Source organism: Acinetobacter sp. ANC 4648, assembly GCF_002135345.1.
GTDB lineage: Bacteria > Pseudomonadota > Gammaproteobacteria > Pseudomonadales > Moraxellaceae > Acinetobacter.
In genome coordinates this window covers 23684-42581 of sequence record NZ_NEGI01000010.1, presented here as the reverse complement: position 1 = coordinate 42581, position 18898 = coordinate 23684, and the positions used below count along the sequence as shown (strand labels likewise).

Below are 18898 nucleotides of genomic sequence, written 5' to 3'. Positions count from 1 at the left end.
TGTTGGATTATTCTGGTTTATGCCATGTGTTGAATAGATCAAGCATGGCAGAAACTTTATCAAAACATTCCTGATACTCTGCATCACAGTTTGAAGCAATGGTGATTCCACCACCTGCCCATAAAGACACTTCATCTTGATATTTTTGAATCGAACGAATCAGAATATTCCATGAGCCTGTGCCATCAAAATTAAAATAACCCATTGAGCCACAATATGCGCCACGTGGTGCACCTTCTAATTCCTCAATAATTTGCATAGCACGAATTTTAGGCGCTCCTGTAATTGAACCACCAGGGAGGGCTGAGAGTAAGACATCAAAAGGATTAACTTCTTTTTTTAAGGTTGCGGTCACTTCACTGATCATGTGATGTACCTGATTAAAACTTTCTATTTCAAATAATTTAGGTGTTTTTACTGAACCCGTTTCGGCATAAAGACTCAAATCATTACGTAATAAATCCACAATCATGACATTTTCAGCTTGGTCTTTTTGTGAGTTGGCTAGCGTATTTTTAGACTGTAGATCTAAAATCGGATCTTGATAGCGAGGCATCGTACCTTTAATCGGTTTTGTTACAATTTTCTGATTTTGTTCAAAATTAATAAATAATTCTGGTGAACAACTTAATAGTTCAAAATCATTAACTTTTAAATAGCCTGAATAAGGTGCATTGGTCAGTTGCCAAAATTGTTCTGCGGTATCTAGCAAAGCACCATTTGCTTTAGCCGTAAACTCTTGTGTTAAATTAATTTGATAGCAATCACCAGCTTTTATATATTCTTGTACCTGTAAGAAAGCCTGTTGATATTGATCTTTAGACCAGCGCGCCTGAGTACTGGTGACCAGTTCAAATACTGTCGGTCTTTGTTCTGATGAGACTAATTGATTAACTAAGGCATATAGCTCGGTGGCTTCTGGTTCAGTGCTATAGAAAATCCAGTGCTGATCTTCAAATTTTAAAAAGCTTTTATATATACCTAAAAATAGATTGGGTTGTGCTTTAAAGTGATTGGAGACTTGCGCTTGAACAGAAAAATTATAATCAATAAAACCAATATAACCACCCTGAAAATCTGAAATAAAATTGTTTTTAGTGTTTGAGTCTATGCAATCTGAGCGTTTTAAAAAATGCTTTAAAGATTGATTTGAGGTATTTAAGGTAAATTCAACGAGATTAGTTCGAGTATAAAAATCAAATTGATCATGCTGATATATACAGTACTCTGAGGGCAAAAATGCAACTATAGGGGCCTCGTTATTTTCAAGATAAACGCAACCAAATAAAGAATCTAGCTTTTTTAAAATATCTGATACTTTTGACTCAGAAAATATTAAAGATTTCTTGAAAAATGAGGTATTTAGCATCTTGAATAGTAAAAAATAATTTCTAGCATTTTACTACAAATTGCACACTGATTCACACATATACCGTTTGTCGGGTAATTATCTTTTTTGATAAACAGTAGTTGAACAAAAAGTAACATGCAGTTAATTTGAAAAGGCAAAACGGACTACTCAAGGATTGATGTTTCTGTTGTAAAAAAAGCAAAAAACAATAGAGATTGCGGAGAGTGGTTAAAAAATGAAAAAAAATGCTCTTGGGAGAGTACAAATGAAATTATTTACTAAACTTGCTTTAGTTTCCGCAGTGACAATCAGTGCAAATGCAATGGCAATGCAAGCAATGGATGATGCATCGCTAAGTGCTACAACTGGTCAAGATGGTATTTCCATTGGAATTGGCATTTCAAAAATTGAAATTGATAAAGTACATGTTTTTGATGGAGATGGTTTAGCTGCTGGTTATACCGATACTGTTAATCTTACAGGTGGTAATCCAACTGTATACACCAAAGGTCATGCTGGGGCTATTACAGTTAATAATATCGTGCTTAGTGCAAATACAAGTGCACTTTTGCCAAGCCATAATCTTGCTGATGTAACGATTGATACAGATGGTGGTGCTGGTAGTCCATTCTTGAATATTGGTGCTGCAGTTTCAGGTTTAAATATTCATTTGGGTAAAGTTGAAGTAAATGATGTTGCTTCAGGTAATGCTACGACTCCATATAAAGTGGGTGCAGGTACTGCAACGATTTTGAATAGCCTAGATTTAACCACGGGTGCTACCTCAGCAAATATTCAGTTAGGTAATACACCACAAGGTGCGATGATTAAATTGGCTGGTAGCATGACAGGTGGTTTAACGATTAGTAATTTATCATTACATGATGCATCTGGAGCAGGTGGTGGTGATATCGTACTTGGTTCAATTCATTTAAATGATACGAATAGTGTTGATCTATCTACAGATGCAGCAATTGCAGTTAAACCTACTGGTTTAGTGATTACGGCAATGACAAAACCAACAGATATCTATATTCAAAAAATTGGTTTAGGTTCAGCAGCTAATTCAATTGGAGATGTAGCTATTAGTGGTTTGAAAGTATTTAATGGCCCAACAGGAGCTACACCAGGCGCTATGATTACTATTTCTGGTCACTAATTAGTATGAGTAAAAAACGCGTGTAAACACGCGTTTTTTTTTAACAAAAAAAATGTTAAATACATCAAAAAGTAAAAAAAATACTGTATTTTTTTACAAAAAAAGGTATCTTCTATTTACAGGGAAAGTAGAGTGTTTGCTCTAAAAATAATATCAGCACTTAAGGCATTCTTTGCCGATACTAGAATAGTTAAAATATGTTAGAAATTACTTTAGGTTCGGCAATGATCTATTATTTTGCCAGCCATGCATTAGATATTAAGCAGAAGCCAGCAGATGCTGTGTATTACACAGAACTTGCTGATCCTCGAGATAAATCCTTTACAAGATTCCATCGGGAAGCTGTAGAGATTAAACCAGCTTTAGAAAACCAATTTAGAGGTATTGTACGTCAAGCCTATGACTACAGTTGTGGTTCTGCTGCACTGACGACATTATTGAATGGCCATGTTGGGACACAGTTAACTGAACAACAAACGATGGAAGGTTTGCTCCGTTTTGGAGAATATAATCGTATTGTAGAACGGCGTAGTTTTTCATTATTAGATATGAAACGATTTGTAACTGCTATTGGCTTTGAAAGTGGCGGTTTTAAAGGTGAGTTTTCAGATCTTATTAAACAAGATAAACCAGTCATCGTACCTATTTCTTATGCGGGTTTTAAGCATTTTGTAGTCTATAAAGCCTATAAAAATGGTCGTGTCTATGTCGCAGATCCAGCTTTAGGTAATATTAGTTTTGACCAAGAACGCTTTAAACAGATTTGGGAAAACAATACTTTATTTTTAATTAGCGTACCAAAAGAGCAACAAAAAAATTTATTAGCATTGCAGGATGCAGATTTACGTCATGTAGATGATGCAACAATTAATCGTTATGCGCTGGTAGATGCCCAATTTTCAACAGATTATATGAATAAAGTTGCAGATAGAGCATCTACTATGCGTCGTGTAATTGACCAAAACAAGAACTCAGATACATACAATCAGCCAATTACAACCTTTATGCGTCTCTATTATAAACGTAAATAATTAATGGATTTAAAAATTAAATAATCAAACTTTTGGTAGGAATCAAATGAATAATCAATGGATGAAAAGAACTTTACTTGCTATTAGTATTCAGGTGGCAATTGGAGGGGTTTATGCAGCGGAAGCAGGATCAGACGTAGATGTAGCTGAAAGTCAAGATGAACAGCCCGTTGGCGAAAATCAAAGTGATATTACGACAGCAAATCAAACGAAAGCTATAGCACCAGTTATAATTAATAAAGATGAAACACCATCATTACTGCCTAAAGAAGGTAGTCAAGCTGCTCAAGCTTTAAAACAACAAGAAGGTGATGCGACCAAGGAAACCAATTTACAAGAAGTTTTTACCTCGAATGAACGTCAATATTCTCTAATTAAGAAAAGTGAGATTTCGATTTTTTATGATTTAGATTATACATATTACCGTGATTCGCAAATTAATGCGGCCTTGAATGAGGGAAGCTTATATCAACTTCGTGTTGATGAAGATGCCAGTCATACGATTACCAATACATTTTCTGGGCAGTATGGTTTATCAGATAATTTAACTTTAAGTGCATCTATTCCTTTAATTGCAAAATCAGATAATTTAAAAGATACCACGACGGCTGGATTAGGTGATATTGGTTTTGGTGCGCGTTGGGAACCATTTCCACTGAAAGCAGGGCGTTTACCATTGATTTTATTTGGTAGCCTGTCAACTAAAACAGGTGATAGTCCCTATGAAATCAATCCTGTAAAAGAACTGTCTACAGGTAAGGGCTATTACTCCGTTGGTGTTGGTGCAAGTACTCGTAAGTATATTGACCCTGTTGTGCTTTTTGCATCTGTTTCTGCGAACTATGGCTTAAAAGAAACTGGGCTAAATCAAGTGCGTGGTGGTGGTGATCAAACAGTACGTATTCTAGATACATTTGAACCAGGAATCACAGGTGGTTTCTCATTTGGATATGCTTACTCATTTAATTATGATGTTTCTATGACCATGTCTTACCAACAATCATTTAATAGTAATACTTCGTTTACCTATACCAATGGTGAGTCTTATAAAGCAGCAGGTCAAACCAGTTCTATGTTCTCAATTGCATTAGGTGTACGTGTATCACCAGAAACAATTGTAAATGGAACTTTGGGGATTGGTTTAACTGAAGATTCGCCTGATGTTTCATTAGGTTTATCTTTCCCACTTGATATTCTAGGTTTTGGTAAGAAGAAAAAAGCAATCTAAAGGGATGTTAGTATGAGAAACATACGATTACGCCCGTTAGTTACTGCTATTCTCTTAACGGGTTGCTCTACACCAGTATTTGCTCAGTTGGGTTTAAACTTATCTGTTGATATTCGTTCATTGACAATGGGGAATGCGGTTACCGCAGATCCTCCAGGGATTAGTGCAATTCACTTTAACCCAGCAGCACTGACTAAATTGAAAGGCTTACAAACCGATGTACAAGGTATTGTTGCTAATTTTGATATTCAGAAAGAATTTTCTGCCCCACAAGGCTATAACGTCTTTGGATACTCTGATGATCCATTGATTTGTAATGATGCCCCTGATAATCCTTCAAGTTTATGTACCGATTATAAAGATAAAGCCAATGGTGACGTTGAATATGCAAGCTTGTATGTTCCGATATTAAAAAAGATGGTGGATTTAGGTGCAGGTTGGCCTGTAATCGCTCCAACAGCAGGGATTTCATATAATCCACCGGGATCGAAACTTACTTATGCAACAGCAGCCTATGCACCGATGGTTGCTGGTTTTGGTTCAGAAGATGGAAATCCTGGTAATTTCATGGGGCAACAGGTCGCAATTGAGCGTATTACTTATTTGTCGCCTTCTATCGCCTATCAAGTAAATGATGAACTTTCGATTGGTGCATCTGTTGGTATGTCTTATCAGGCAGTTGCAATGAAAACGGATCTTCGCTTTCCCAATGAAATGATTGGTGTATTGCGTATGGTGGATGAAGCTGTCTGTGCGCCATTTAGGGAAAATTCTAACGTCATTACAGATTTGCTTTTATTTGGTATGTGTAATACCAATGAAAGCATGAATCCATTTAGTAAATTTGGACAAATGCAAGTTTCAATGGAGCAGAGTTTAAGTCCAAGTTTTAACGTGGGGGTTTTGTGGGATCCGAGTGATGATTTTGGCTTTGGTATAGTTTATCAAAGTGCTGCAAAAATGCGTTTAAAAGGAAAATATTTCATTGATAACGCCAATGCGCCACGAGAATTAATCAAAGGTCTAAATTCTTCTGCCACGGGACAAATTTTAGCGGCAATTCTAGGATTCCCTGGCTATATTCCACCAACAGAATCTGGCTTAATTGCAATGGATTTAGAATATCCAGCGCATGTTCAGGGCGGGATTAAATATAAAATTTTGCCTGATTTACAAATTAACTTCGATTTAGGTTGGACTGATTTTAAAGCATGGGAAAAGTTTAAATTTGAATTTGATCGACAAATTTCAGCTTTAAAAATTGCGAAATTATTATCTAATAATGTATCTGATCAATCGTTGTCTTTACCCTTAGGTTTTCAATCGCCGTGGAACTGGGGGATTGGGTTTGAATATTCAGCGACTGATCGTTTAAAATTTCGTGCCGGTTATGAGCCACGAACCAGTTCGATTCCAGACGGTAAACGAAATACGTTGGTACCGATTAATAATGCGCAACTCTTTGGTCTAGGGCTTGGCTATCGCTTTGATGAAGATACTGACATTGATTTATCCGTTGGTTTCTTACGTAGTCGAGATAATATTCCAGCTAATAGTAGTGATATGGCCAATAAAACGGGTGTCGATAATTTACTATTAAATCCTTATGCGGGTTTGAATATTAAAACAAATACCAAAGTCACAATTCTTGGTTTAAATTATAGAACGAGATGGTAATGTTTCCGAAAAAATTAAAAGTTTCCATGTATACATCATGCACTTTATTTCTTGTTGGAATAGCTTCTACGGTGTATGCAGGTGGCTTTTATACAATTATTGGACCAGACGGGCATCCAATGGTGGTACAACAAAAAAAGGCAGTGCAAAAAAAAGTTGATGAACCAAAAGCAATATCTGCTACGGAGGAGAGTCAACTTTCAAAGATACAAAATCATACAGTTCAGAATGCTGGTGTGGTTCAAACAAGGGATTTACCCTCGGTTACAAATAGTATTTATCCTGATCAATTCAGTTTACCTAAACGGTCTGAGCTAAAAGAAGATCAAGTTGATCTTAATCCTCAGACCATAGAGCTCAAAAAAAATGTTGAGTTATTGCAAGATAATATGAGTACTCAACAACAAAGTGATAAAAGCCAAAAAGAACAATCGAAACAAATATTAGCTCAAAAACAGTCATTGACTCAGATTCTTCCCTCCGGAGAGATACCAGTTCTGATTCAAAAAACAACTACCTCTGAATCTCAATCTATTCTTGAAAGTACGAAAAATACTGGTTCATTAGAAAGTCAATACACCATTATTGATGGTGTAAAATACGTCAATAATGAGTTTTTAGAAGATAAGGAATTTAATTTAGAAGGGAAAAAACGCTTTTACATCATGCCAAGTGTCGTTGGCGGTACTAGCCGTTTTGATACAGTTGAAAGAGAAAAAGGTTTAAGTCGTTCATTTCTAGATAAATTGAAGAATGATAAACCCATTGTAAATTCGCCGATGATTCTGGCTTCGACTTATTATCGATTACCGAAAGAAGAAGTTGTAAATACCCTAGAACAGACATGTTTTACTGATAAAAAAATGACGAAGGCGAAGTCTTTAACGCTGAATAATCGCGAAGCGGGATTTTGGCCTGTAGCACCGATTAAAGAGAAATTTGTCTATGAAGTGGTGAAAATAGATCCTCAGGTTCAAGATATTCTATTTACCTCATTTGCATCTTCACAGAAAACGCCAAGTTATTATTGGCCATTGGTCGTGTTTTTAGATCAGAAGGGATGTGTTATTGAGGGTGTCAGTGGTTTTAAAAATCAAGAATTTGCTGAAAGTGATTTTCAGCATGCAGCGATTGAAGGGGTATTAAAAAAACCACAATCCGCGGCATATCTGTTTATGACCCCGTTATCATCAGCTATAGATGTTGAAAATAAACAATTGTCCAATGAAGGACAAATCAAGCTTAGTGTTATTCGATAAGCAAAGAGATTAGGATTATGAAAAATAAATTTATTATACCTTTTGCCTTAACTGGGTTGGTGGCAGCCTTATCAGGTTGTGGTGGCGAAAGTGCCGTTATCCATGAAGACCCAAATAAAGGGATCGTAACATCGACTAATGGTTGTCTACCAACTGCGGAAAAGTGTCAATCTTTTGTGGTAGATTATCCTATTGAAGGGCTCAATTTTGACTGTAGTAGTGATCAAAAAAATCATTTTATTACTGAAATGGTTCAAAATGTAGCAATTGGGGGTTGTGGTGTTGGAGATAAAGTTAATTTTTATATTCAGGGGTCTGAAACAAGTAAAAAAATAACTCTAGGTTCGGTTGATTTAAGTAAGTTAAATCCATTAAAAGTAACTGCACAACCGACGCAAATTGGTTTAATTGATATAGCGACAGCAATGACAGGCAAAGCACCTGTATCGATGTCTATGAGTGATGATACATTTAAAGTTATGGTGGGTTTGACACGTATTTTTCAAGCCGTTGCTGTTACTCAAGATACAAATTTAGTCGGGGATATTCAACCTTTAGAGTTATCGAAACAGTTTAAAAATAATTTAAGCAAAATTGAGTCCTCTGTGGATGTTGGCAATTTTCTAGATGGAAGTTATGTCAATATTTTGCAACCTTGGTTAAATGTAAACTTAGTGAGTGAAACTGCTGCACAACAAGTGGCTGAGCAGCTCATTAATCTTGCCAATGTTAATATTTATACAGCAAACTTTCTTGCTGTTTCAGGTCCAAATGTTGATTTAGGTGGTTTTTATGGTTCGAGCCCTTCAGGTAAAGAAGCCATTGCAAACTTATATTTATTAACGACACGTCAAGGCTATACCACAGGTTATGCCGTACAGTGGATGGGAACACCGATTACCACTGGTGATCAAGTCATTAGTTCAATTGCTCGTATTAATTTATTAACGCAAGTCGCACCTGAAAAGTTAGATGCCGATGCACAATCTAAATGGATTGATCCTTTTAGTAAAAGAATTTCAGCACCCTTTAAATTACATTCAGCAAATAACTTAGCGAATAATTTAGAAATTTTTCAAGGAACATTATTCAATGGAACCACAATTCCTGGTACCGAATTTATGTATAAAAGGGTCACGGGTGATACGAAACCGCCAGTAGATCCAAGTGTTTATGGGAAGTGGAAACAAAATATTGAAAATGATCAATTTACTGGTTCTATTGATGTATATAAGACCAATCCTGCAACGTATTTAGATAAACGTGTATTTCAAACCGTTAATACTGTGAAGACGGGTGAGCAATATATATTCCCACTGTATGCTAACCTTATCTTTAGTTTTGAAGATAAAACTCTTCCTAAGGTTAAACTGGGCATTGTGGTGGATGAAAAAGGGGATATTCGAACCAATATTGGTGCGGATGCCACTAGTACTGATTTAAGTTCAGCTACATGTTCTGATGTGAATCCGACAACATATAAAGACACAGCTAGTGGGGTTCAACAATATCGTATTGGAACAACAGGTGCTGCAAACTATGATAATAGTGATAAATCATTAACATTACGGATGATTTTATCTAATCCAGTTTTTGGTAATTTGGATGGTGTCTTAGTTGGGTTAAATGAAAGTTTGATGTTCTTACCACAGACTGGCTCAGGTGATGTGCCTTCATTTACTTCGGGTGGTGTGCGTATGAATTTACAAAATTTAATTGTGGATAAGTCAACAGCACACGGTATTAATATTACTGGTTGGAATGGACAGTATGCAACTGAGGCTCAGTGGGGCAATCTGCAAGCCATTTCTCAATCTATCTTTAATAGTGCGAATAAAGATAAAGCCAATCAGGCTCAATTAGATTTAGCCAAGCGATCAAGTGGTACTATTAATATCGAACTACCAAGTTGCTATACTTTAAAAACCAAATAAAGATTTAAGTTAAAAAAACCATCCTTTTAGGATGGTTTTTTTATAGTATAAATTTTTTATTCAATTAACCAGTGTGATCTAAGCGACTGCCTAATGTTTCTAAATGCATCGGAAATTGAGCATTTTTACGATCTTCAAAATAGTGACGTAAAGTTCGTTCAACACTTGGAAAGGCTAAACTCTCCCAAGGAATTTCATCTTCTGAAAATAAACGACTTTCAATAGTTTCCTCACCTGCACCAAATTTTCCATCCACAAGTTGAGTTTTAAATAACACGTAAATTTGACCAATACGAGGGATGTTATACATGCAGTATAGTTGTTCTATTTCTACCTCAGCTTCAGCTTCTTCACGGGTTTCACGTGCGGCACCTTGCTCCATGGTTTCAAAAAGTTCCATATATCCTGCAGGTAAAGTCCATAATCCATAGCGTGGTTCAATTGCACGTCTACAGAGTAAAACTTTATTATCCCATAAGGCTAAAGCACCACAAATGACTTTTGGATTAATATAATGAATAGTTCGACAATTTGAACACATTTGGCGAACTTTATGGTCTCCCAAAGGAATCTGGTCTATTGTTTTATGTCCGCAGGCAGTACAAAAACTCATAAGCTTCATTGAATTTGCAAGATAACTCAGCATAACCGAAATTTGCTATTTTCGCATCATTTATAGCCTCATCCATAAAATTTCATATATGATAAAGTCACAACAAAAAAGGAAGAGAGCACCATGCAGGATCACTTATTAACACAAGAATTGCAGCAGCGCTTACGCTTTTCCAAAACAATGAAGCCTGCAAATGCAGCCGTGTTAATAGCGATTACCAATGAATCGGATCCTAAAGTTTTACTCACGCGACGTTCTGTCTATTTAAATAATCATGCTGGTGAAGTCTCTTTTCCAGGGGGAAAGCGTGACCCCAGTGATACCAGTAATATTGTGGTTGCTCTCAGAGAAGCCTGGGAGGAAACTGCACTGAATCCATTTGATGTTAAATTATTGGGTGATTTACCCATGGAAAGGGCTAAGAGTGGGATGACGGTTAAACCCGTAGTCGGTTTAATTCCAGCAGAAATAAACTTAATTGCGCAGCCTAGCGAAATTGATCGTATTTTTTTTGTATCTTTAAAAAAATTAATGGAATCAAAACCTATTCCGTATGAAGTACGATTGGCACATCAATCCTTATATTTTCCAAGTCTACGTGTTGAGAATGAGATTGTCTGGGGGCTGACGGCCCGAATTTTGATTTCGCTGTTTCAATATGGCTTAAATTATCAAAAATCATGGCCTTTTTTGCTAAATTCACCTGCGTTTAAATCACAGATTTTTAATAAAACAACAGATCATTAATTGCGACTGTTGAAAAAGGATTTTATTTTATGATGTACACCTTTAAAGGACATTCTCCGAAAGCAATACAGCAACCTTGGGATGGGTGGATTGCAGATAGTGCCACGGTGATTGGACAGGTTGAGCTAGGGCAGCAGGTCAGTGTTTGGTTTGGTGCTGTGATTCGTGGGGATAATAGTGTGATTCGCTTGGGTGACTTTAGTAATGTGCAAGAAAATGCAGTGTTACATACCGATGCTGGGATCGAAATGAATATTGGTCACTATGTCACGATTGGGCATCAAGCGACTCTACATGGTTGTACCATTGGTGATAATAGTTTGATTGGCATTAATGCTGTGGTTTTAAATCATGCTGTGATTGGCAAAAATTGTATTATTGGTGCAAATACTTTGATTCCAGAAGGTAAAATCATTCCTGATAATTCCTTAGTGATCGGTTCCCCAGGAAAAGTGGTGAAAACTTTAGATGAGCATGCTGAAGTCCGCTTGAAAATGAGTGCTCTGCATTATGCATCGCATTTTAAGGATTTTATTGATTTAGAAAAATTTGAATTTTAAGATTTTTGTATTTTATAAATTAAGCTGAAGCATAGCTGTAATTTTATAGTCCAGCATATCTTCCTCAGATTCTGCCTTGGCTTTTTTGTTTCTATGTCTAGAATTTCTCGCGCTATTAAAATGAGTGGAGTAGAATACTCGCACTTTTTAAGATAGTTGGGTTGTGCATGAAATTGCTGGCATTGGAAACTGCCAATGAGCAGTGTTCTGTTTCTATAGTTGATGAAACACAAACACTTTTTTTTCAGCTAGATGAAAGAGCAAAAGCACAAACGCAAACTATTTTGCCGTTGATTGAACAAGGTCTGGCTCATACGAATTTGGTATTGACTGATTTGACCGCGATTGCATTTAGTCGTGGACCTGGTTCGTTTAGTGGGGTTCGAATTAATGCTGCAGTGACACAAGCTCTTGCTTGGGCAAATGATTTACCCGTTATTGCTGTATCAACCTTGCAGGCATTGGCACAAGCGGCTTATCGTGAAGCAAAATTAATGGCTGTTACTGCCGTTTTGGATGCACGGATGAAAGAAGTGTATTTAGCTAGTTTTCAATGTGATGAGAATAATATTATGCAATTGGTCGATGAAGAAAAATTACTCGATTATGACCAAGCTGCTGAATATCAAAAATTTACACTCATTGGTTCTGGTTCAGTTTTAATTAAGCCTGAAGCTACAGAATACCAGTATATTCATGCAAATGCGGACGATATTGCAGAAATTGCAAGATACAATGCAAAGCAACAGCAATGGGTAAGTGCAGAATACGCATTGCCTGTTTATTTGCGTGATAATGCTTGGAAAAAAATTCCAGAACAAGGTAAACCATAATATTTAGGAAAACACATGGATCTTTTACTGCTCCTTAAAGCAGCCATCATGGGTATTGTTGAAGGCGTCACTGAGTTTTTACCCATTTCTAGTACAGGGCATTTAATTCTTGCTGCTGAATTGATGAATTTCTGGACCAAAGAAAAAAGTGATCTTTTTGTTGTCGCTATTCAGATGGGAGCGATTCTTGCCGTCGTTTATGAATATTGGGCCAAACTTTGGGGCGCTGCCACGGGTTTGCTCACTGGTGAAAAAAAAGGAAGACATCTTGGGGTGAGTCTGATTGTTGCATCTATTCCAATTATGATCGTAGGTTTAACTTTTGGTGAAACCGTTAAGGCATTATTGTTTAATGATATTTCTGTTGCAATTGGTTTGATTGTGGGTGGTGTGATTATTTGGTGGGTCGAAAAAAATCCGCCAGCAGTCAATGCAGTAGAAGTCGAAAATATTTCTTTAAGAGAAGCGATTTATATTGGTTTAATTCAAGTCTTGGCATTAATTCCGGGAACCTCGCGTTCTGGTGCAACCATTATTGGCGGCATGATGTTGGGAATTTCACGCAAAGCGGCTACTGAGTTTTCATTCTTTTTAGGTATTCCTGTCATCGTTGGCGCAGGCTTACTTGATTTATATAAAAATTATCATATTTATGAAACTACCCAAGACTGGACAGTATTTTTTGTTGGTCTCATTGTTTCATTTGTTTCTGCTCTTATTCTCATTCGTGCTTTAGTTGCTTACGTTGCTAAGCGTGATTTCATGATTTTTGCTTGGTATCGTATTGTATCTGGTTTAATCATTTTACTTTTTGCTTTAACAGGTTGGAAATTATGGTAAGCGAAATTCGCTTATTTACCGAACCAGACAATTTACAGAAAGCACAGCACTATCAAGCTGTGCTTTCTTCACGTTTGGTTGATGTAAATATTGATGTCATTGAACAATTAAATGCTCGATTTTTACGTTTAAATCCTGAATTAGCATTGTGTGTAGATAAGCAAGGCTTGTGGCTTTCTGCCAATGGCATGAAAATGCAGCCTGATTGGAAAGCTGAAAGTGCACGCTTAAAAAGGGCAAGCCTCAAATCTGAAATGATTGCTCGAGCTTGTAATTTAGCAGAAAAACCAAATTTGATTGATGCGACAGCTGGACTGGGTCATGACAGTTTACTGATGGCATATTTGGGTGCACAGGTGACATTAATCGAGCGGCATCCGATTTTATTTACTTTGTTGGAAGATTCAAAACGTCAAAACGAACATGATCCATTCTTAGCTAAAGTGGTTGAGCGAATTAATTTGGTGTTTTCAGATTCAGCAGCATACTTACAACAGCAAATTCAGCAAGACCATCATTTTGATGTGATATATCTAGATCCGATGTTTCCACAAAGAGATCAAAATCAACAGGCAATAAAAAAACAAGCACAAGTCAAAAAACAAATGCAATTGCTACATTTACTTTTACCTGAGGATGGTGAAATGGATTTGGGTGATGATTTACTTGAATTGGCAATACAACTTGCTAAGCGAGTCATTGTGAAACGCCCGAGATTGGCCGTATATTTAGCTGAGCGAACTCCAGATCATCAATGGCTAGGTGATGCATGTCGTTTTGATGCCTATTTTTCTAAATAGTTATTGAGTAATTTGGTAATCGAGTTAAAAATAGTCAAAAAATTGTTATATAGTTCAAAGTAGCATTGATAAAAATTTAGCCGAGCATACACTAGGATAGGCTGATAAAAGCCTTCTGCCTGAACAGAATTTCTATGATAGACCTTAAACCCTCGATTAACTTCTGGCATGATTTAAAAAGTAACCAACGTGCAGGTTTGTGGTTATTTTTAGGGTCTCGAAAATCGCTTCAAATCGTTCGACCATCCATTCTCCAACTTATTTTTTGGGGGATTTTAGGCGCTAGTGCGAATACCTTATTTAGTTGGTTGGTCGCAGGCGATGGTGGCGTATTTAATAAACAAGGTCTCGTCAGCTATGCGTTATGGCCTTTTATTGCCCTGATTGTCGGTATTTTCCTTTCTCAACGAACTAACAATCCACGCTTGATGTTAGTTCCAACCTTGTTGTGGTTGGTACTTGACACACATATTGCGCTATTACAAAGTTTTATTCAGTATTTGGGAAGTTTAGATTTTCTTCCTAACTTTACCTATGATTATTTACCCATCATTTTTATGGTGTTATTTGTTTGGCAAAGTTTAGCTGTCGTTTGGGTGTTTGCGCGTGAGCTAAAGTGGCCATGGTGGGAGCGTGCTTTAATTATGCTCGCAACCTTATTCACTTTAATTGTGTGGCAAATGTCTGTTCAAGATCAACCGATATGGAAGGTTGAGGAGTCTCCACCGACATTATCTGAAACTGCTTTTTATACGCAGAGTCGCCTATTAAATAAATCGATTGAACAGATTCAATTTGGTGAGTTTGCACAGACACATTGGTATTTTTTAGGTGTGGCTGGGGTGAGTTATCAAGATGTTTTCAAATTTGAAATAGAACGAATTAAAGAACAGTTTGATACTCGGTTTGGGACTTTTGGTCGTTCGATAGACTTGGTAAATAATCCTGAAACATTGACTGAAATTCCAATTGCTTCTAAAACCAGTATGGAATTAGCGTTGCGTCGTATTGGACAGCAAATGAATAAAGAAAGTGATGTCTTATTTTTATATATGACCTCACATGGTTTACCGAATCAATTTGAAATGGAAAATGATCCAATTGCTTTGGATGATGTTGATCCAAAATGGTTAAGAGAAACTTTAGATAAATCGGGAATTCGCTGGAAAGTGATTGTGATTTCAGCTTGTTATTCCGGTAGTTTTGTACCTGCGTTACAGTCTCCTGATACTTTAATTATTACCGCATCTGCCGCAGATCGGGCATCTTTTGGGTGTTCAAATGAAGCCGATTATACTTATTTTGGTCGTGCGTTCTTTGATCAGGCCATGCGTGAACAAAAAACCATTAAGTCAGCCTTTAACCAAGCGGCTGAAACGGTTGCGAAATGGGAAAATGCCCAAGGTTTTGAACCATCAGAACCACAATGGGTGATTGGTAAAAATATGGAATTAATGTTGCCACAATTAGAACAGCATTTATTCCCTCAAGCCAATGTGAAATCAGTCAATCAACTAGAGCCGACAGCAGCAACAACTCAGAAAACACATCCAGAAAGTTTAAAAGTTGCTCACCAATAAAAAGGGAAATGTGATGGAGCTTATTCAAACCAATCGCTGTTTTGATGGCGAGCAACGTATTTATCAAATTGCATCTCATGCGCTGAATGGTACGACAAAGGTGGCTGTATATTTACCACCTCAAGCATTGCAAGGGCACAAATGTGCCGCAGTATTTTACTTGGCTGGTTTAACCTGTACTGAAGAGACCTTTGTTATTAAGGCGCATGCACAACGATTGGCAGCCCAATTGGGGCTAATTTTAATTGCACCAGATACATCTCCACGTGGAGATAATGTTGCACAAGCCGAGTCTTGGGATTTGGGGCAAGGAGCTGGCTTTTATTTAAATGCCACTCAACAGCCGTGGGCTGAGCATTATCAAATGGAAAGTTATATTGTTGATGAGCTTTATCCGCTCATTGTACAAGAATTTCCTATCTTACAAAATGCACTTGGAATTTTCGGGCATTCAATGGGAGGGCATGGTGCTTTAACATTGGCATGGAAATATCCTGAAAAATTTAAATCAGTTTCTGCTTTTGCACCTATTTGTGCACCTAGTGATTGTCCTTGGGGGCATAAAGCATTTTCAAACTATTTAGGCAGTGATCAGGCTGAATGGGCAAAGCATGATGCGACTCAGTTAGTTTTAACATTGGGGCAAAAATTTGCTGAAGTTTTGATTGATCAAGGACTGAATGATCAATTTTATAGTCAGCTACAGCCTGAAAAATATCAGCAAGCCTGTAATAAAGTTGGACAAAAGCTGACGTTAAGATTACATGCTGGTTATGATCACGGTTATTATTTCATTCAAAGCTTCATGGATGATCATCTACAATTTCATGCCTTACAACTACAAAAGTGATGGCTTCAACTGGTGCTAGATATCTGATATAACATTCGTTTTTTATACAGTTTGTTGGTATAGGAAATAAAGAAAGGCAGAAGAGATGTTTAGCACAGTGGTTTGATTTTTTGACTATTTATTATTCATCTAAAACGATATAAACTAAAAATATAAAATATTTATGCTCAATCTATTTATTCTTAAAACCTAAAAAATAAGAGAAAATAATGCAACAACAACATGTGCAGATTTTTTCAGAACCACAGCATCTTGATATTACGTCATCTAGATTTACAAAGCTTCCGCAACAAAGCCCAGATTTAGGTAAAGTATACCGATTCAAATTTCATGGTGAAGCCATGGAATATTTTGGCATTTGGATGGTGAATATTCTGCTGACAATTGCAACTTTAAGTTTGTATGCACCATGGGCGAAAGTAAGACGACTCAGATATTTTTATAGCCATACCGAATTTTTCCAACGTTTTTTTGATTTTACTGGATTACCCACAAAGATTTTAATGGGTCGTTTAATTGCGCTGAGTATTTGGGCTTCATTTGCTCTTGCTGGATATATAGAAATGACCATCGCTGTATTTGGTGGTCTGTTTATTTATTCGGTACTGCCTTGGTTATTAAGGTCAACCATTCGTTTTACTTCGCGTAATAGTAAATATGCCAATAGTCGCTTTTATTTTAACGGTACAAATAAAGAAGCTTATAAGCAGTTTTTCCTTGCCTTATTCATTATAGTTTTTACATTGGGCTTATTTACCCCTGTAGTGATCTGGCTATACAAGCGTTATTTATTGAATCATCTTTATGCAGGACAATTAAAATTTAAATTAAACAATTCATGGTCAGCTTATATGTCTGCCGTATATATTCCCATATTTATATTGATCGGAATTCTTATATTATTCGTTCTCATCATTCTAGGTATGAATATTTCTTATAATATTAATTTAACTCAATCAGGTATATGGATATTTTTAGGAATTTATATCGGTATTTTATTTTTTGTTAGACCACTGATACAAGCCCGAATTTTTATTATAACCTGGAACAATACTACGCTGAGCAAGAGTCAATTTAAAACTGATTGTAACCAATGGCATTATGCTTGGATTGTCGCAAGCAATTGGATCGTAAAAATTTTAAGCATAGGTTTAATGTCAGCTTGGGCTGCAATTCGTTTATATAAATATCAGGTTGAATCATTAAGTTTACATTTATACGATGATCCAGATCAAATGACGAATCTATTGCAAACAGACCATAACGCGATTGCTGACGAAATTAGTGATATTTTTGATTTAGATATTTCATTATAAATAAGGGAGATAGAGTTATATGCAATCTGTTTCCGTGATCTTTTATGATGGGGTGCTGTCGAAAGCATATCAAGCTGAATTAATGGCTGTAGATCAGTATTCAGTGATAGTCAGATATCATGATCTTGTAAACAACGGTAGACAAAGCCAACTGTTTAAAATAGAGCATATGACGCTGATTGGAGCGTTGGGTAAGAAACATCCAGTGATTGAATTGGATAATGATGCTCGAATTGAATTATTGAGCAATGAAATTCCAGAATGGTTACCACTCAAACATAAAAATTTTCAGCAAAAAATAGGAGTATTAGAAAGAACGCCAGCATTAATTGTTTTTAGTGTGATCTTTATAATTGCATTGGGATTCTCTGTGTTGAAATGGGGAATTCCTTGGGCAGCTAAAATAGTCGCGTTTCAATTACCAGAAAATACCTTGCATCAATTGGGTGACCAAGCCGAAGTCTATGTGATGGATTGGACTAAACCAACACAACTTGCTGCAGGTCAGCGACAACAAATTAAAACTCAATATTTGAATAAAATTGCACAAGGGCATCCAGCAAACCTTATTTTCCGTAATGGTCAAAGGCTAGGTGCTAATGCCTTGGCCTTGCCCAATAATACGATTATCGTGACCGATGAATTGGTTGAGCTGGCACATAGCGATCAAGAAATTTTAGCTGTATTGGCACATGAACAAGGCCATTTAATCCAACGACATAGTTTGCAGCAGGGCTTGTCTAATTTAGGGTTTAGTGTGCTCTATATTGCGATCACAGGCGATAGTTCCGATGTATTGACTACGATTCCAGTGGCACTACTAGGTGCGAGTTATTCTCGTCAGTTTGAGCAAGATGCCGATCTATATGCATTAGAGTTGATGCAGCAACAAAAGATTGAAGTTTCCCATTTTGCCAATTTTTTACAACGTTTAAATGATGGAACGGCTGAGATGCATAAAGAACATCAGCAAGAGTCGAAAAACAAAGACTCAGAGACCCTAACTATTTTATCTTCGCATCCCGCGACTGAAGAACGAATCAAAATGGTGCGTGCTTTCGAAACTCAACATCCATTTGTAACGCATCGACAGCCTGCTCAATAAATGACTCATAGTTAA

17 protein-coding genes are annotated in these 18898 nt (G+C 36.7%); 15 read left to right on the top strand and 2 right to left on the bottom strand.

The window, feature by feature from the left end; all coding sequences use genetic code 11:
- Positions 1-7: 7 nt before the first annotated feature.
- Positions 8-1369, bottom strand: coding sequence for an anthranilate synthase component I family protein (locus tag B9T27_RS14215; protein WP_086207461.1), 1362 nt, complete (start codon positions 1367-1369; stop codon positions 8-10).
- Between the two features lie 247 nt (positions 1370-1616).
- On the opposite strand from B9T27_RS14215, the gene B9T27_RS14210 reads away from it, so the two are divergent.
- The 6 genes from B9T27_RS14210 to B9T27_RS14185 all read left to right on the top strand — a co-directional run bounded on the left by B9T27_RS14210 (position 1617) and on the right by B9T27_RS14185 (position 9639).
- On the top strand, positions 1617-2510 hold the full coding sequence (locus B9T27_RS14210) for a DUF6160 family protein (protein ID WP_086207475.1): 894 nt from the start codon (positions 1617-1619) through the stop codon (positions 2508-2510).
- 197 nt (positions 2511-2707) lie between these two features.
- Complete coding sequence (locus B9T27_RS14205; protein ID WP_086207460.1) at positions 2708-3541, top strand: C39 family peptidase; 834 nt, start codon at positions 2708-2710, stop codon at positions 3539-3541.
- Positions 3542-3587: 46 nt separating this feature from the next.
- On the top strand, positions 3588-4769 hold the full coding sequence (locus B9T27_RS14200; RefSeq protein ID WP_086207459.1) for a hypothetical protein: 1182 nt from the start codon (positions 3588-3590) through the stop codon (positions 4767-4769).
- Between the two features lie 12 nt (positions 4770-4781).
- The gene (locus B9T27_RS14195; RefSeq protein WP_086207458.1) at positions 4782-6446 is read left to right on the top strand and encodes an OmpP1/FadL family transporter; all 1665 of its coding nucleotides are present in this window, start codon (positions 4782-4784) and stop codon (positions 6444-6446) included.
- Positions 6446-7705 carry a putative pilus assembly protein FilE gene (gene filE, locus B9T27_RS14190; protein ID WP_086207457.1) on the top strand — a complete coding sequence of 420 codons (1260 nt, stop codon included), beginning with the start codon at positions 6446-6448 and terminating at the stop codon, positions 7703-7705. The genes B9T27_RS14195 and filE overlap by 1 nt, the downstream gene beginning before the upstream one ends.
- A gap of 17 nt (positions 7706-7722) precedes the next feature.
- Entirely contained in the window at positions 7723-9639 is a 1917-nt protein-coding gene (locus B9T27_RS14185; protein ID WP_086207456.1) for a hypothetical protein, read from the top strand.
- A 64-nt stretch (positions 9640-9703) separates the two neighbouring features.
- On the opposite strand, the gene B9T27_RS14180 is transcribed toward B9T27_RS14185, so the two are convergent.
- Positions 9704-10252, bottom strand: a complete 549-nt coding sequence (locus tag B9T27_RS14180; RefSeq protein WP_086207474.1) for an NUDIX hydrolase — start codon at positions 10250-10252, stop codon at positions 9704-9706.
- 123 nt (positions 10253-10375) lie between these two features.
- On the opposite strand from B9T27_RS14180, the gene B9T27_RS14175 reads away from it, so the two are divergent.
- The 9 genes from B9T27_RS14175 to B9T27_RS14135 all read left to right on the top strand — a co-directional run bounded on the left by B9T27_RS14175 (position 10376) and on the right by B9T27_RS14135 (position 18883).
- Complete coding sequence (locus tag B9T27_RS14175; protein ID WP_086207455.1) at positions 10376-10999, top strand: CoA pyrophosphatase; 624 nt, start codon at positions 10376-10378, stop codon at positions 10997-10999.
- Between the two features lie 29 nt (positions 11000-11028).
- Positions 11029-11559: a gamma carbonic anhydrase family protein gene (locus B9T27_RS14170; protein WP_086207454.1), complete on the top strand. Its 531-nt coding sequence runs from the start codon at positions 11029-11031 to the stop codon at positions 11557-11559.
- Positions 11560-11726: 167 nt separating this feature from the next.
- On the top strand, positions 11727-12392 hold the full coding sequence (gene tsaB, locus B9T27_RS14165) for a tRNA (adenosine(37)-N6)-threonylcarbamoyltransferase complex dimerization subunit type 1 TsaB (protein WP_086207453.1): 666 nt from the start codon (positions 11727-11729) through the stop codon (positions 12390-12392).
- A gap of 15 nt (positions 12393-12407) precedes the next feature.
- Positions 12408-13232: an undecaprenyl-diphosphate phosphatase gene (locus tag B9T27_RS14160; protein WP_086207452.1), complete on the top strand. Its 825-nt coding sequence runs from the start codon at positions 12408-12410 to the stop codon at positions 13230-13232.
- Entirely contained in the window at positions 13226-14032 is an 807-nt protein-coding gene (locus B9T27_RS14155) for a class I SAM-dependent methyltransferase (protein WP_086207451.1), read from the top strand. Before B9T27_RS14160 ends, B9T27_RS14155 begins: the two co-directional genes overlap by 7 nt.
- Before the next feature lie 134 nt (positions 14033-14166).
- Positions 14167-15612, top strand: coding sequence for a C13 family peptidase (locus B9T27_RS14150; RefSeq protein ID WP_086207450.1), 1446 nt, complete (start codon positions 14167-14169; stop codon positions 15610-15612).
- A 13-nt stretch (positions 15613-15625) separates the two neighbouring features.
- The gene (fghA, locus tag B9T27_RS14145) at positions 15626-16462 is read left to right on the top strand and encodes an S-formylglutathione hydrolase (protein ID WP_086207449.1); all 837 of its coding nucleotides are present in this window, start codon (positions 15626-15628) and stop codon (positions 16460-16462) included.
- 209 nt (positions 16463-16671) lie between these two features.
- The gene (locus tag B9T27_RS14140; RefSeq protein WP_086207448.1) at positions 16672-17778 is read left to right on the top strand and encodes a YjgN family protein; all 1107 of its coding nucleotides are present in this window, start codon (positions 16672-16674) and stop codon (positions 17776-17778) included.
- Positions 17779-17797: 19 nt separating this feature from the next.
- Positions 17798-18883 carry a M48 family metallopeptidase gene (locus B9T27_RS14135; protein ID WP_086207447.1) on the top strand — a complete coding sequence of 362 codons (1086 nt, stop codon included), beginning with the start codon at positions 17798-17800 and terminating at the stop codon, positions 18881-18883.
- The last annotated feature ends 15 nt before the right edge of the window (positions 18884-18898 follow it).